This is a genomic window from Stenotrophomonas sp. GZD-301, from assembly GCF_049310345.1.
GTDB lineage: Bacteria > Pseudomonadota > Gammaproteobacteria > Xanthomonadales > Xanthomonadaceae > Stenotrophomonas.
In genome coordinates this window covers 29578-42288 of sequence record NZ_JBMOWY010000023.1, presented here as the reverse complement: position 1 = coordinate 42288, position 12711 = coordinate 29578, and the positions used below count along the sequence as shown (strand labels likewise).

Sequence of the window (12711 nt, the reverse complement as noted above, 5' to 3'; positions counted from 1 at the left end):
TCGAATTCTCATCAGGGAGTGGGCGGCGGGGCCAACCAGGCTTTGACGCGCTCCATGATTCTGCGTTCCTGGTCGGCCTCCATCACGAAAGCATCCAGGATGCGTGCGTTGGGTGCGTGGCTGGCGAGCACGCTCAGGCTGCTGCCCACGCCGTAGCCGCCGTGGGTGATGAACGGCACAATGGCCTTGCCACGCATGTCGTGCTGCGACAACAGCGATCGGATGATCGGCGGCGTGGTCTCTCCCCAGATGGGAAATCCCAGATACACGGTGTCATACCGGTCAATACCGGTGATGGACGTGCGCAACGCAGGCTCAACGCCCCCGTCCCGCTCCTGCCGCGCCCGGGCCACCGTTTCCAGGTAGTCCGCCGGGTAGTCAACGGCAGGCTGTATCTCGAACAGGTCGCTGGGCATGCTGCGGTGAATGAGCCCGGCGACGACCCGGGTGTTGCCCGAACGCGAGAACCAGGCCACCAACGTGCGCGTGTTCGATGGACCGGCAGACGTGCCTTCGTGCGGACCCGACGCGGAACATCCCAGCGGCAGCGAGGCCAGGGCGGCAACAACGGCCCGGCGACCGTGATTGGGGGTTGGGATCGTCATGGCGCCAATCTACGCCCCCACAACACATTCTTGCAGAGGCATAATCGAATATCGCTTATATCCGGTGCGCATCAATGAGCGTTGAGAACTACGACCAACTGGCCATGTTCGCCCTGGTGGCGCGTGAGCGTAGTTTTACCCGTGCCGCCGCTCAGTTGGGCATCTCCCAGCCTGCCCTCAGCCGATCCATGCGCCAGCTGGAAGAGCGCCTGGGCGTGCGCCTGCTTGCCCGGACCACCCGCAGCGTTTCGCCCACCGAGGCCGGAGAGCAGCTGCTGCGGGTGATCGCGCCGCGCTTCGAGGAAATCGACGCGGAGCTGGCCCAGCTCAACGCATACCGCGACACGCCCGCCGGGCGCCTTCGCATCACGGCAGGCGAGCATGCCGCGCTCACCGTGATGCAGCCGGTACTGGGCAGGCTGCTGCCCGCCCACCCCGACCTGAACATCGAGGTGATCGTCGATTACGGGTTGACCGACATCGTGGCCGAGGGCTTCGACGCCGGTATCCGCATGGGTGAGCAGGTCGCCAAGGATATGATCGCCGTGCGCGTCGGGCCGGACCTGCGCATGGCGGTCGTCGGATCGCCTGCGTATTTCAGGCAGCATCCGAAGCCGAAGTCCCCGCACGATCTCACCCGGCACAACTGCATCACCATCCGCCTGCCGACTCACGGTGGCATCTTCGCGTGGGAGTTCGAGAAGAAGGGCCAGGAGCTGAAGGTGCGGGTGGAAGGCCAACTGGTGTTCAACAACATCGCCCTGCGCCTGGGCGCAGCGCTGGTGGGGCTGGGGCTGGCGTACATGCCCGAAGACCTGGTGCGCCCCCATGTACAGGCAGGCACACTGGTTCATGTGCTGCAGGACTGGTGCCCCTCCTTCCCTGGCTATCACCTGTATTACCCCAGCCGTCGGCAGTCGTCGCCAGCCTTCATCGTGTTGCGCGATGCGCTGCGCTATCGCGGGTGAGCGCTAACGCAGAGGCGCCTCGACGCCGCTGTAGACCTGCACCGCCGGCGGAAGGCGCTCGCCCTGCACCGCTACTGCCGCAACTGCCGCGTTGAGCTCCTGGAGGTCATCGGGGCTGAAGATCACGTCGCGCGCGCCCAGGTTGTCCAGCAGATGTGCCATCTGGGTTGTGCCGGGAATCGGCACGATCCAGGGCCGCTGCGCCATCAGCCATGCCAAGGCGATCCGTGCGGGTGTGGCCTGCTTCCGCGTGGCCCAGGCGGTGAGCAGCTTCACCAGGGCCAGGTTGTGTTCGATGTTCTGCGGGGTGAAGCGCGTTTCGATGGCGCGGATGTCGCCCTCGGCAAACCGCGTCCGGCCATCGATCGCACCGGTCAGGAAGCCCACGCCCAGCGGGCTCCACGGCACGAAACCGATGCCCAGCTGCGCGCACAAGGGGAGCACCTCCTGCTCTGGTCCGCGCCAGAGCATTGAGTACTCGCTCTGCACGGCCGTCACCGGTAGCGCTGCATGCGCACGACGAAGCGTCTTCAGGCCCATCTCGCACAGCCCCCAATGCAGCACCTTGCCCTCGGCCATCAGATCCTGGATCGCGCCAGCCACATCCTCGATCGGCACCTGCGGGTCCACGCGGTGCTGGTACAGCAGGTCGATGCGATCGGTGCGCAGGCGCTTGAGCATGCCTTCCACCGCCAGTTTGAGGTGCGCCGGCCTGCTGATCAGCCCCGGCCCACGCGCACCCGTTTCAAGGTCGATGTTCCAGCCGAACTTGGTGGCGATCACGACCTCGTTGCGGAACGGGGCAACGCCTTCCCCCAGAATCCGCTCCACCTCATGCGGGCCATAGGCCTCGGCTGCGTCGTAGAAGGTCATGCCGCGATCAAAGGCGGTACGGATGATGCGGTGCATCTCGGTGCGCGTGGGGATCGTGGTCTGGTAGGTGCGGCTCATGTTCTGCACGCCCAGCCCCACGCTGGACACCTGCAGTTTTCCGAGCAGGCGGCGGTCATCCATCTTCGGCGCTGCAGCGGCGGGCGAAGCGTTTGCCGTGGACGTGGCCAGCGCGCCGGCCAGCGGCAGCGCCGCCAGGGTGGCCGCGCCCTTCAGAAGAGAGCGGCGTTGGGAACTGGTGGGCAGGTTGCTCATTGCGGTCTCCGTGAGGCTTGCGGTCATGGCGAGGCTGGTGGTGTCTGTTCCAGTGCCTGCACCGCGCGGGCTGATGCGGCCGCGTTGCCGCTGTGAGCCAGCAGCTGGGCCAGGTGCTGCAACTGTGCGCGGCTGAGGCCCACGCGCTGGCTGGCTGCCATGTGCGAGCGCAGCTGGGACTCCACCCCGGGCATGGCTGCCAGCGCACCCACCGTAGCCAGTTCACGGCTCTGCCAGTCCAGGTTGTCGCGCTCGAATATGTCGCCAAACAGGTGCGTCTGCAGGTACTGGTTGATGATGGGGGCAAAGTCCATGACAGGTCCGGTTACCGGGCCGCCGGAGATCCGCGTCTGGTTGGCTGTGCCCACGGCACGCAGCGCGTCGCCCACGGGAGCCTGCCCCGTGGGAGACCGCCCCGGTGCAGTGGCGATACCCTGCGCCTCACGCGCCCGTACCACGTCCATCAGCTCGCCCAGTGCATTGAGGCTCTTCGGAAAGCCGGCATAGGCATACAGCTGCACGAGCACTTCCTTGGTCTCACTCAGCGTCAGGCCCGCATCCAGTCCCCGATGCAACGCGGCGCTGAGCTGGGGCATGTCGCTGCTGGCGGCGGCGGCCGCAATCAGCGGGATCGCCTGCTGCCTCGCCGAAAGCGGCCCGGCAACAGGGACGTCGATGCCTGCTGACGCCTCGCGATACTGGACATCACTCACCTGCTCCAGCCACGCCACCGATCTGCCGTCTGCCACGCCGGTCACGGCAAGGTGGGTCATTGCGCTGTGGGGCGCGGCGCCGTGCCAATGTTTGACCCCGGCAGGACACACCACCACATCCCCGGCATGTATCCGCTGCACCGGCTTACCCCACTCCTGGGTCAGCCCAACGCCGGAGACAACCACCAGTCGCTGACCGGCCGGGTGCGTGTGCCAGGCCGAGCGCGCACCCGGCTCGAAGCTGACGTATGCCGAAGAGGCGTGCACCTCCTCGTCCGCCGGGAACAGCGGATCTACCCGCACGGTACCGACGAAGGTCGCTGCCGGACCGGTAATGGACGACTGCGTTCCCGCTCGGGTGATCTGCTGCGTGGGTGTTTCGACCGCGCCAGCGAACGGTGACGCCACGCTCAATGCCGCGCCCAGCAGCGCAGTCTGCGCGGTTGATCCACGAGGCGCGCTCATTGCGCAAGCGTCCGGCCGTAGAACGTGGTCAGCGAGGCGACGGCGGCATCCACGTACTTCGGCATCCAGTAGGTCTGGATATGTGTAGCGCCGTCCAGCAGCACCAGCTGCTTGTCGGTGGTGCCGGTCGCCTTGGCGAAAGCGTCCTGGGTCATGTACAGGCTGTCAGCCTTGCTGCCGGCAATCATCAGCAGCGGCTGGTTGATGAGCGCCATCTGGTCGGTGGCGTCCCAACGCATCAGGTCCAGCAGACTGCTGGTGGTGTAGCGGAACGTTGAGTTGGGGTGGGCATGCGTCTTCCAGTAATACGCATAGCCCTGCCGATACAGATCGAAGGGAAGCCTGGCGATCTGCTCGTCGGTGAGGTTGGCGTCGCCGGAGTACAGCACGTCCCCACCGGCGGCTTCCTGCGCCCGCGCGTGCGATGCCTGCTGCAGGCGCTGTTGGAGGGTGTCCACTTGAGAGTCGGCATAGCCGTTGCGGCGTGCACGTCCCGAGTTGAACATGCTGATTGTGGCCACGGCCTTGAACCGCTTGTCGGTCTGCGCCGCCGCCAGTGAGTAGCCACCGCCGCCACAGAGGCCCAGCACGCCCAGGCGCGCGGTGTCCACGCCCGGGTAGCCGGCGATGAAGTCGGCCATGCCGTGGATGTCGTCGATCCGGTGCGCCGGCTTGTCCACGCTGCGCGGTTCGCCGCCGCTGGCGCCCTGATAGGCCGCATCGGCGGTGATGGTGATATAGCCCTGTTCCGCCAGCCGCTGCGCGTACAGTCCCGCAACCTGCTCCTTCACCCCGCCGTTGGGATGAGCCACCACGACGGCCGGGTACGCCCGGGCGGGATCGTAGTTGGCCGGCGTGTAGACATTGGCTGCGATCCGGAGGCCATCCAGCAGGTAGGAAACCGGGTGGATGTTGACCTCGCCCGCAACGTTGCGGGTAAGCGCGCCCTCGTAGACGAGCGTGTAGGGGTTGAGCCTGTAGTCCGCTGCGGACGCGCTACCTGCAGCCAGGCCGAGTGCCATTGCCAGCAAGGTGGCCTGTACGACGTTCTTCATCTGGTAGCTCCCTGGTCCAGAGGTGCCCTGGGACGGATGCGCGGTGCGCATGGGCGGGTGGATTCGGGTCCACGCTACCGGGGAGACACGCGTGGAAACAGAGCATTCGCTGGATATCAGCAATACCCTTGGGGTATGAATCGTGGCGACGTGGGCGCTCGCGACGTCTGGCCGGCCCCTACCTGAACATGGTCAACAAGTCCTTGTCTTCATGATGCTGCTCCCACGTGGAGAGAAAGCAGAAGCTCACCCCGCTGCGCAGGGCGACCGTCTGGAACGCCGTGATTTCTTCCTTCGTGATCGGGTACTCGACCGGATCAAAGTGCAGAAGCGCCCACGGCTTGAGGAATGAAAACCCGGATTTCAGTTTCGAGAAAATTGCCTTGAGCTGAGACCGTATGGGGGAGAAATCTCTGACCGGACCCGCGCCATTGCCAAGAGCGTGGCACTGGCGACGAATCGTTCTGTCTCCACCGACGGCGCGGGCAATGAAGTGGTCCGAGTGCACTTGCCACCCGCTGCTTACGGAGCGTCATGCCCCCCGAGCTTGGTGGACGGAGACAGCTCCGGCGCTACAACGGCGAAGTCGTAGCCGAGGATGAGCTCGCGCCATTCAGGCGTCAGGTCTTTCATATCCCTGCTGCGCAGACGGCGCAGATCCACCAGGATCCAGTCGTCCGGTGCCGCGCCCGAGGGGCGGGCCAACATCACCTCCTTGCGCCAGTCGCTGTCCTTGCCCGTGGTCGCATCGAAGTCGTACACCTTCATCGGACGTCCAACCCCGTTGTAGCCAGCGCCCGTGCCTCTCGCGCCGCCGACGATCAGGTTCAGGGACGTCACGTTCTGTCCGTCCGCGAGCTCGGCGACGAAATTACCCACGTCGCGCTGACCAAGTGGGTTGTAGCCCTTGTAGAGGTGATAGGCGCCGAACTTCATCAGCACGCGCGCCTGCGGCACTTCGGCGAGATGGGCCGCGAGCGTCCGCTTCATCAGCCGCGCCCTGCGTCCGTTGGCATCGCCACGACCGGACTGCGACGCCTGATAGATGGCGCGTGTTTCGCGCAGGGCAGCGAACAACGCCTTTGCCCGGTCGCCGCCGTCCTGGTCGATGGCGGCCCCCGCCGGATCCAGCGCCGCATCGGTCGCCTTCAGCAGGAACAGGTCTGTGGGCGAGCCGGAGGCGAGCGCGGCCTGCACGGCGGTCCGCTCCTGTTGGGCCAAGGCCTCGATCTGGGCACGGGCGAGCGGCCCGGGGCCGGATGCCAGCATCTGTTCGAACAGGTAGCCGCTGACCCCCAGGAACTCCTGGTCCAGCCCCCACAACTTGAACGCCGGTCCGGCGGCAGCGGCGCAGTCGGCCACTGTCTGGCCTTCGGCGCGGCTGTTGAGGAACGCCATCACGTCAGGATAGGCGGTCAGGAAGTCAGCGATCTGCCGTTCCCGGTCCGGCGCTCTCATCCGTGCGTTGACTGCCTTGGCAGCCTCCGGGCCGGTCTCAACTGCCATAGCGGTCAGGCCGCCAGGCGCCATCAATCGGCAGACGTTTGTGGTGAACGCGGGGATCTCGCGGGAAAAGTGGCTCTCGCCGATGAGGACGTACCGGCTGGCGTCCACAGCGTCCGACAGAATGGCGGCGCCCGGACCCGAGAAGCCTTCCGGCCCCACGGTGAGCGGCGACCCTGCCTGCGCCAGGCGATCCGCGAAGGTGAGCGGTGCAACGGTCTCCGCATGCGCGGATGCCGCGCACAGGCATGCGAGCGACAATGCCGCCCCAATCGACTTCAGACGCATATGGTTTTTCCCCTTGGATGAATCGGCGTTACAGATACCCCTGAGAAACCGCAATTCAAATCGCGGTCACAGCTCCCCTCGCCGCGGGCCAGTGTAGAGCACGCGCTTGCCGCCATTGCAACGCCAACTCCTGAAGAACGTCAGTGCTCATGGTCATGGTGAATCCACCAACAGCGATGAACTACGGCGCTGCCGAAATGACCTTCAAGGCCGTGACGTTCCGGTTCCGGCACCCCTGCCACCCCTGCGACTTCGCCGACGGGAACGTGATCGAGCCCACTTGCCGCGCCTGCACGAGCGGCGCGCTGACCTTCGGATACGCCGTCAGGACCGTTGCGCCCTGATCCAGTGCCACCGCAGGATCGGTGCCCCTGTTGTTGAGCACATCTCCGAGCGAAATGACGTTGGTCTTGCCCGCAACGATGCGGAACACGCCCGCGCCCTCGGCGTAGCAGTGCTCCGTCTGAAGATTGCCTTGCAGATCCCGCCTTGCCGCATAGGCGTAGTCGCCTGGCACCACCGAACGCGCACCGAAACGCAGCGTCGTGTCGAGGCCCTCTGGCTTCTTCAATTCGTCGACGACGAACGTGCCCGCTCCGCCGTCGAAGGTAATGGAGAACCATTCCGGCAGGAAGGTCGACGACTGCAGGTCAACCCTGCTGAAGACGAAGGTGTGGCTGCGCACTCCCTGATCAGGCACGTTGTCTGCGGCAACCAGGACGAATGCGTTGCCATCGCTGCCATCGAACGTGGTGTTCTGGTCGACGGTGGCGCATCCGCTTAGAAATGCACTTGTGATCACTGCAAGAACCACGCGCTTCATGACGCCCCCTGATGGGTTCCTGTGGACCGGATCGGCCCGGATGGATGGTAATCCAGACCGCTGATGTCACCCGGAAGCAGACCGCTGTGCGCCCGGGTTCACGCCGGGGCGCCATCCTGCCCGGGCCCGTCTCAGCTAGTCGGCACCCGCGAATGCCAGCGGTGCACTTCATGCAGCTTGCCGGTGTACCGGCATTCGTCGGTGGAAATCACCGAACGCACGGAGACGTCAAACGAGACGATCCGTTTGCGGTTGGTAGCGAGGCGATCGGTGCGGATATCGGCCGACACCTGTGCCGACGACAGCGCCTGAACGGGAATCTGGATGACGTTCAGGCGATGGTGGAGCCATGCCTGCAACTCGCCTGCGATACGGAGGTGGACGGCTCCCGCCGCACTGTGGTCGGCGGTGCCGGCGAGGACATCAACGAAGAGCGTGCCATCCGGAAGCGCTGCAAGGACGTCAACATCATCGCCCATGCGCCAGCCGACCAGCATGTGGCAAAGCGTGTTGGCAACATCCTGGAAAATCTTTCGACGCATTGGTTGACAGCACTCAGGCCCGGAAACGTGACGCAACAAGCGGGTGATAGGACAGGGCGACACCGCACAGCCACGCTGACGCAGCGGCAGCAAACAGCGCGATGCCAAGGCCACTCACCTGCCCCATCAGTGGCGATTGTGCCAGCAGCCCTGCCGCCAGGACGATCAGGGCAGAGGCAACGATGGCGAGCAGTCGACCCCACCGCCTGAACCGCACGAGCCCTGTCCATGCTGCGGCGCCAGTTACCACGCCCACCAGCAGCACGAACGCACCGAAGACCCACATGGGAGGGGGTTGATCCAATGAAAACTCCACGTGCACGGGGCGTTCCAGGGGCAGAAGCAACGCGCCCGACAGAAGAGCAACGGAGAGGACCATCAAAACGCGGATGACAGCAGCCATGAGCGAAACCCTTCCAATGGATAGACCCAGAAGCCACTTGTACGACGTGCCAAGACAGCCGCGTAGACAGGCGCTTACCTGACGCGGCTCGATCATAGGGGGGCCGGGGCCGTCCAACAAGCAGGGGGATGAGGGGCTACCGGAACCGTACTTCCGACCCGTACACCGTTTCACCCGCGTTGACCCGCACCTCGACGTCCGTGAGGCGCTGCTGGATTCTGCGCCAGTGCAGAATCCAGCGCACCAGGAGAGGCAGGCCGAACAGCAGGTAGCTCACAACAGCGAGAACGACAGCCACAGACACCCCGCCCGGGTGCAGCCAAAGCCATGCCGTGGCCAGGAGCGCACTGAAGATGGGTCCACCCGCAGCGGCTGCAAGAATTGATCGTGAACGCATGACCGATACGGCCTTGCGAACATCTGACAGATCATCAAGCGTTATGCGATCAGCACTTTCCATATGGGGTTAGGGCCCGACAGGCCTCCTCCTGCGTCAGAGTGGAAACGACAGGTTCGATCCTGGGGCTGCCGGGCCCCGCTGGCAAGCCGACGCACTATCGGCCCTGCGACGCCCGCCGGCACCCCGCAGTGCGTTGCTATCATCCGTACCTGCCCGTTCAAGGATGAATCCACCCGAATGCGCCCGTTGCCGCCGTCCCGCAGAATCGCCGCGCTTGCCTTGATCGCCTTCGCCGCGTGCGCGCCCACGGTGCTGCACGCCGCGGATGTGCCCGGCTCCACGGCATTCTTCACCCATCCCATCGATACTGCCGCAGACGCGCCGCTGATCGCGCCAGGCAGCGATGGCCGGTTGCGCTACGGCATGTACCGCGAGCGCGGCGGCCCGCAGGCCCGGCATATCGTTCCGGACTTCTCGCGCGCCGGCTACCGCGGCGGTGGCGTGGCGCTGCCCGCGCCCGCCTCGCTCCCCGTCCGCGTGGTGCTTGCCCCCTCCCCTGGCGGTGACGACCACGCGCGCATCCAGCAGGCCATCGACACGGTGAGCACGCGCACGCCCGATGCGCACGGCGTGCGCGGCGTCGTGCTGCTTACGCGCGGGCACTACACCGTCTCGAACGGGCTGGTCATTCGCAGCGGCGGCGTTGTGCTGCGCGGTGAAGGGCGCGGCAGCAACGGCACGGTCATCCGTTCGACCTACACCGGCCGGCAGGGTCGGATCATCGAGGTGGGCAACCGCGAGCCCTCCCGGTTGATGGACACCGCCGGCCTGCCGTCGTCCCGCATCAGCGCCGCGTACGTGCCGGTGGGGGCGATGCGGGTGCCGCTGGCCTCCACCGCCGGGTATCGCGTGGGCGACACCCTCATTCTGCGTCGTACGCCCAATGCCGCCTGGCTGGGTGCCGACGGGATCGATACCGCCCGCTATGGCTGGACGCCCGACGGCTTCGCGATGGACTACGCGCGCGTGGTCGCCGCCGTGGACCGCGACGCGCTGGTGCTGGACGCACCGGTGGTGGATGCGATCGAGCGCCGCTTCGGTGGCGGTACGGTGTACCGCGTCGCCGTGCCGCGCATCGGCGAGGTCGGCGTCGAGGACCTGCGCCTGGAAGGCAACCCCGACACCGGCACGGCTGTGGGTACGCCCGACAATGGGCCGTACACGGCCATCCGTTTCAACGGGGTGCGCGATTCATGGGTGCGCAATGTCACGCTGCGCCATGTCTCTCACGGCATCACCGCGCACGACGGCGCCCACTTCAACACGTTCCAGGATCTGGCTTATCTGGACCCGCGCTATGGGCAGACCGAGGGCATGCGCCGCTACGCGTACAACTACGAAGGCAACGCATCCTTCAACCTGACCCAACGCTGCTATGCCGAGCACGCCCGGCACAGCGTCGTCACCGGCGCGCTCACGCCCGGGCCAAACGTTTTCCTGGACTGCCTCGCCGTCGACGCCAACAACGACAGCGGCCCGCACCATCGCTGGGCCACCGGCACGTTGTACGACAACACCCGCGACACTCAGCTTCGGGTACAGAACCGGCGTCGCAGCGGGTCCGGCCACGGCTGGGCCGGCGCGCAGCAGATGTTCTGGAACACCGGCAGCGCGCACTACGTGCTGCAGGCGCCGCCGCATGCGATGAACTGGAGCGTGGGTCAGATCGGGGATGCGGTACCGGGCAAGTTCCCGCCGGAAGAGCCTGCGGGCATCGTGGAGCGCCCGGCACAACTGGTGATCCCGCGCAGCCTGTATCTGCAGCAGTTGCAGGACCGCCTTGGTGCGGGAGCGGTAGAAGCGGTGACAACCCCGGCGCAGCGGCGCGGCCGGGTGTGGGAGGCGCTGGCCTGCCAACCCGACGCATGCCCTGGAGATCACAAGTAGCCCTCGCCACCCCGCCTGCTTCAGCGGTGGCGCGTCTTTTTACCTGCCAGCGGAACGCGTGCGCTTTCCGTCTTCGTCCTGTGATGCCGCGCGACTCTTCGCGAATGCGGGGAAGGTCTTTTCGATCGGATCGGCATCCGGGAGGATGTAGAACACCCCACCGCGCTGGAACGTAGCGCTGATGATCTGTTCGTAGAACCCGGGCGAGACGTTGATGCAGCCATGCGTAACGCGGTTGTCGTCCGGCGAGGCGGACGCAAGGCGTTCCACCCGCTTCTCGGCCGGGACGCCGGTCGCGGTGGGATGGATGGAAACGGCGGACTCGTAATCCACCCACAGGACGCGGCCGGCGTCGATCGACGGGCCGTAACCGCCTACGAAGCGGCCTGCCGGCGTGGTGCGGTCCCGACCCGGAATTTCGCGCAGCGCGAGCCCGGCGACACCGGGGGCGGTATGGTCCCCGGTCGCCGAGCCGAACAGCCCCGGCGCCGCGCCGCGCAGCCGGCCCTCGCCGTCGAACACCAGGATCTGTGCTGCGGCCTTGTCCATGATGGCGAACGGATAGCCCTGGCTGTCCTTGGTGGCGACCACCCACCCCGCGAGCTCGATCACGGTGTCGGAGACGTCCTGGCCTTTCGGCAGTTCATCGACGGCGGCGACCGGTTGCGGGGCGGCATCCTTGGCACTGGCAACGCCGGCACCTGCCAATGCCAGCGCCACAACGAGCGCGCTACAGAGTGCACGTCGTGCTGCGTATGAGTAGGTAACGATGGGACAGTTCCTCAAAATGACATCAACGGGGTTAAACGAAACCGGTGGCCAACATCGGCCACCGGTTCCACTTCATACCCTGCACACGACGTGTGCGGGCGCGATCAGCCGCGTGGCGTGCGACGGGGCGCCTTTTCGAGCTGCTGGACGCGGCCTTCGATCTGATCCAGACGTTGGTTGGCCTGCTGCGCGGACTGGTTGGCGGACTCGGCGCTCTGGGCAGCGCCCTGCACCTTCACATCAAGCTGGTCGAGGCGTGAGTTGATCGAGGCGAATTCGTCTTTGTAGGTGGCACAGCCGCCAAGGCCGACAGTGGCGATGATCGCCACGCCGAGCGTACGGGCGAGCGTCAGGTGGTGCTTGGTCATGGTCATTGCAGTCCCTCCTTTGTCTGGGGAGACTGGAATATAGCTGCCTTTTTGTTGGCGCCACGAGAGGCTTTCAGTTCTGGTTGGAAGACGTGGAGAGGGCGTGAAGAGGTCGTAAAACGCATGCTCACACGGCGTTTTTTTCTTCAGCACCGATCGCCACACCTGCCGCGCCGGCACGGTGTCCCCGCGCTTGCCGACCAGGGCCAACCGTCGTCCGACACCCGCGTGCTAGGCTGAAACCGCAAGGACGCCGCACCCTTCCGCCATCGTGTTCCGTTCCGGGCAGACCTCATGAAGACGCAACGCCAATCCGCCGCCACTACGAACAGCACCGCAGCGGAAACGCAGCCCGATCTGTTCGCTGCGCTGCGGAGTCTGCTGATTCCCTACCAGAGCAGGCTTGACGTCGTGCACGATGAAGACGGCCACTTCTACGCAAACTGCCAACACCTCGACGCCAAGGGCAAGGCGCAGTTCTTCGGGGCGGTGAAGGCCTCTGGCCGCAAGCATGTCGTTCACTTCATGCCGGTCTACGATTTCCCCGAGCTGCTGAGCGATATCAGCCCCGCACTGAAGAAGCGCATGCAGGGAAAGTCCTGCTTCAATTTCGATGCTCTGGATCTGGCTCTGCTGCAGGAATTACGCCATCTTGTGGAACACGGTGTGGCCCGCTACGAGAGCGCAGGCAAGCTCTGATGAACTGAATCATCA

14 protein-coding genes and 1 pseudogene are annotated in these 12711 nt (G+C 65.6%); 3 read left to right on the top strand and 12 right to left on the bottom strand.

All coding sequences use genetic code 11. The features are described from left to right. Positions 1-11: 11 nt before the first annotated feature. A complete protein-coding gene (locus ACO6VK_RS06225) occupies positions 12-605 on the bottom strand; it encodes a flavodoxin (protein WP_422506037.1) in 594 nt (197 codons plus the stop codon). Positions 606-679: 74 nt separating this feature from the next. Here ACO6VK_RS06225 and ACO6VK_RS06220 point away from each other — a divergent pair, with 74 nt between their 5' ends. Beyond that, a complete protein-coding gene (locus ACO6VK_RS06220) occupies positions 680-1573 on the top strand; it encodes a LysR family transcriptional regulator (RefSeq protein ID WP_422506036.1) in 894 nt (297 codons plus the stop codon). 3 nt (positions 1574-1576) lie between these two features. Here ACO6VK_RS06220 and ACO6VK_RS06215 read toward each other — a convergent pair whose 3' ends face one another. The 9 genes and pseudogenes from ACO6VK_RS06215 to ACO6VK_RS06175 all read right to left on the bottom strand — a co-directional run bounded on the left by ACO6VK_RS06215 (position 1577) and on the right by ACO6VK_RS06175 (position 8511). Beyond that, a complete protein-coding gene (locus ACO6VK_RS06215; protein ID WP_422506055.1) occupies positions 1577-2587 on the bottom strand; it encodes an aldo/keto reductase in 1011 nt (336 codons plus the stop codon). Between the two features lie 155 nt (positions 2588-2742). Beyond that, on the bottom strand, positions 2743-3432 hold the full coding sequence (locus tag ACO6VK_RS06210) for a carboxymuconolactone decarboxylase family protein (RefSeq protein ID WP_422506054.1): 690 nt from the start codon (positions 3430-3432) through the stop codon (positions 2743-2745). Further along, positions 3409-3897 (bottom strand): annotated as a pseudogene (locus ACO6VK_RS06205) ((R)-mandelonitrile lyase); the annotation flags it as partial. The pseudogene ACO6VK_RS06205 and the gene ACO6VK_RS06210, both read right to left, overlap by 24 nt. Continuing rightward, positions 3894-4952, bottom strand: coding sequence for an alpha/beta hydrolase (locus ACO6VK_RS06200; protein WP_422506035.1), 1059 nt, complete (start codon positions 4950-4952; stop codon positions 3894-3896). The pseudogene ACO6VK_RS06205 and the gene ACO6VK_RS06200, both read right to left, overlap by 4 nt. A 178-nt stretch (positions 4953-5130) precedes the next feature. Beyond that, positions 5131-5460 (bottom strand): hypothetical protein, encoded by a 330-nt coding sequence (locus ACO6VK_RS06195; protein WP_422506034.1) that lies wholly within the window; start codon positions 5458-5460, stop codon positions 5131-5133. A 14-nt stretch (positions 5461-5474) separates the two neighbouring features. Then, positions 5475-6743 carry a hypothetical protein gene (locus tag ACO6VK_RS06190; RefSeq protein ID WP_422506033.1) on the bottom strand — a complete coding sequence of 423 codons (1269 nt, stop codon included), beginning with the start codon at positions 6741-6743 and terminating at the stop codon, positions 5475-5477. A 181-nt stretch (positions 6744-6924) separates the two neighbouring features. Beyond that, positions 6925-7566, bottom strand: coding sequence for a hypothetical protein (locus tag ACO6VK_RS06185; RefSeq protein ID WP_422506032.1), 642 nt, complete (start codon positions 7564-7566; stop codon positions 6925-6927). 131 nt (positions 7567-7697) lie between these two features. Next, on the bottom strand, positions 7698-8108 hold the full coding sequence (locus ACO6VK_RS06180) for a hypothetical protein (protein WP_422506031.1): 411 nt from the start codon (positions 8106-8108) through the stop codon (positions 7698-7700). Between the two features lie 13 nt (positions 8109-8121). Further along, positions 8122-8511: a hypothetical protein gene (locus ACO6VK_RS06175; RefSeq protein ID WP_422506030.1), complete on the bottom strand. Its 390-nt coding sequence runs from the start codon at positions 8509-8511 to the stop codon at positions 8122-8124. Between the two features lie 637 nt (positions 8512-9148). Between ACO6VK_RS06175 and ACO6VK_RS06170 the strand changes: the two genes are divergently transcribed. Beyond that, complete coding sequence (locus ACO6VK_RS06170) at positions 9149-10858, top strand: hypothetical protein (protein ID WP_422506029.1); 1710 nt, start codon at positions 9149-9151, stop codon at positions 10856-10858. Between the two features lie 39 nt (positions 10859-10897). Here the strand turns inward: ACO6VK_RS06170 and ACO6VK_RS06165 are convergent, their stop codons facing one another. Next, on the bottom strand, positions 10898-11578 hold the full coding sequence (locus ACO6VK_RS06165) for a hypothetical protein (RefSeq protein ID WP_422506028.1): 681 nt from the start codon (positions 11576-11578) through the stop codon (positions 10898-10900). Positions 11579-11733: 155 nt separating this feature from the next. After that, positions 11734-12003: a hypothetical protein gene (locus tag ACO6VK_RS06160; protein ID WP_422506027.1), complete on the bottom strand. Its 270-nt coding sequence runs from the start codon at positions 12001-12003 to the stop codon at positions 11734-11736. 288 nt (positions 12004-12291) lie between these two features. On the opposite strand from ACO6VK_RS06160, the gene ACO6VK_RS06155 reads away from it, so the two are divergent. Next, a complete protein-coding gene (locus tag ACO6VK_RS06155; protein ID WP_422506026.1) occupies positions 12292-12696 on the top strand; it encodes a hypothetical protein in 405 nt (134 codons plus the stop codon). The last annotated feature ends 15 nt before the right edge of the window (positions 12697-12711 follow it).

Coding starts and splice junctions, on each gene's coding strand:
- ACO6VK_RS06225 (WP_422506037.1), bottom strand. CDS start 605: ATGACGATCCCAACCCCCAATCACGGTCGCCGGGCCGTTGTTGCCGCC.
- ACO6VK_RS06220 (WP_422506036.1), top strand. CDS start 680: ATGAGCGTTGAGAACTACGACCAACTGGCCATGTTCGCCCTGGTGGCG.
- ACO6VK_RS06215 (WP_422506055.1), bottom strand. CDS start 2,587: ATGGATGACCGCCGCCTGCTCGGAAAACTGCAGGTGTCCAGCGTGGGG.
- ACO6VK_RS06200 (WP_422506035.1), bottom strand. CDS start 4,952: ATGAAGAACGTCGTACAGGCCACCTTGCTGGCAATGGCACTCGGCCTG.
- ACO6VK_RS06190 (WP_422506033.1), bottom strand. CDS start 6,743: ATGCGTCTGAAGTCGATTGGGGCGGCATTGTCGCTCGCATGCCTGTGC.
- ACO6VK_RS06185 (WP_422506032.1), bottom strand. CDS start 7,566: ATGAAGCGCGTGGTTCTTGCAGTGATCACAAGTGCATTTCTAAGCGGA.
- ACO6VK_RS06180 (WP_422506031.1), bottom strand. CDS start 8,108: ATGCGTCGAAAGATTTTCCAGGATGTTGCCAACACGCTTTGCCACATG.
- ACO6VK_RS06175 (WP_422506030.1), bottom strand. CDS start 8,511: ATGGCTGCTGTCATCCGCGTTTTGATGGTCCTCTCCGTTGCTCTTCTG.
- ACO6VK_RS06170 (WP_422506029.1), top strand. CDS start 9,149: ATGCGCCCGTTGCCGCCGTCCCGCAGAATCGCCGCGCTTGCCTTGATC.
- ACO6VK_RS06160 (WP_422506027.1), bottom strand. CDS start 12,003: ATGACCATGACCAAGCACCACCTGACGCTCGCCCGTACGCTCGGCGTG.
- ACO6VK_RS06155 (WP_422506026.1), top strand. CDS start 12,292: ATGAAGACGCAACGCCAATCCGCCGCCACTACGAACAGCACCGCAGCG.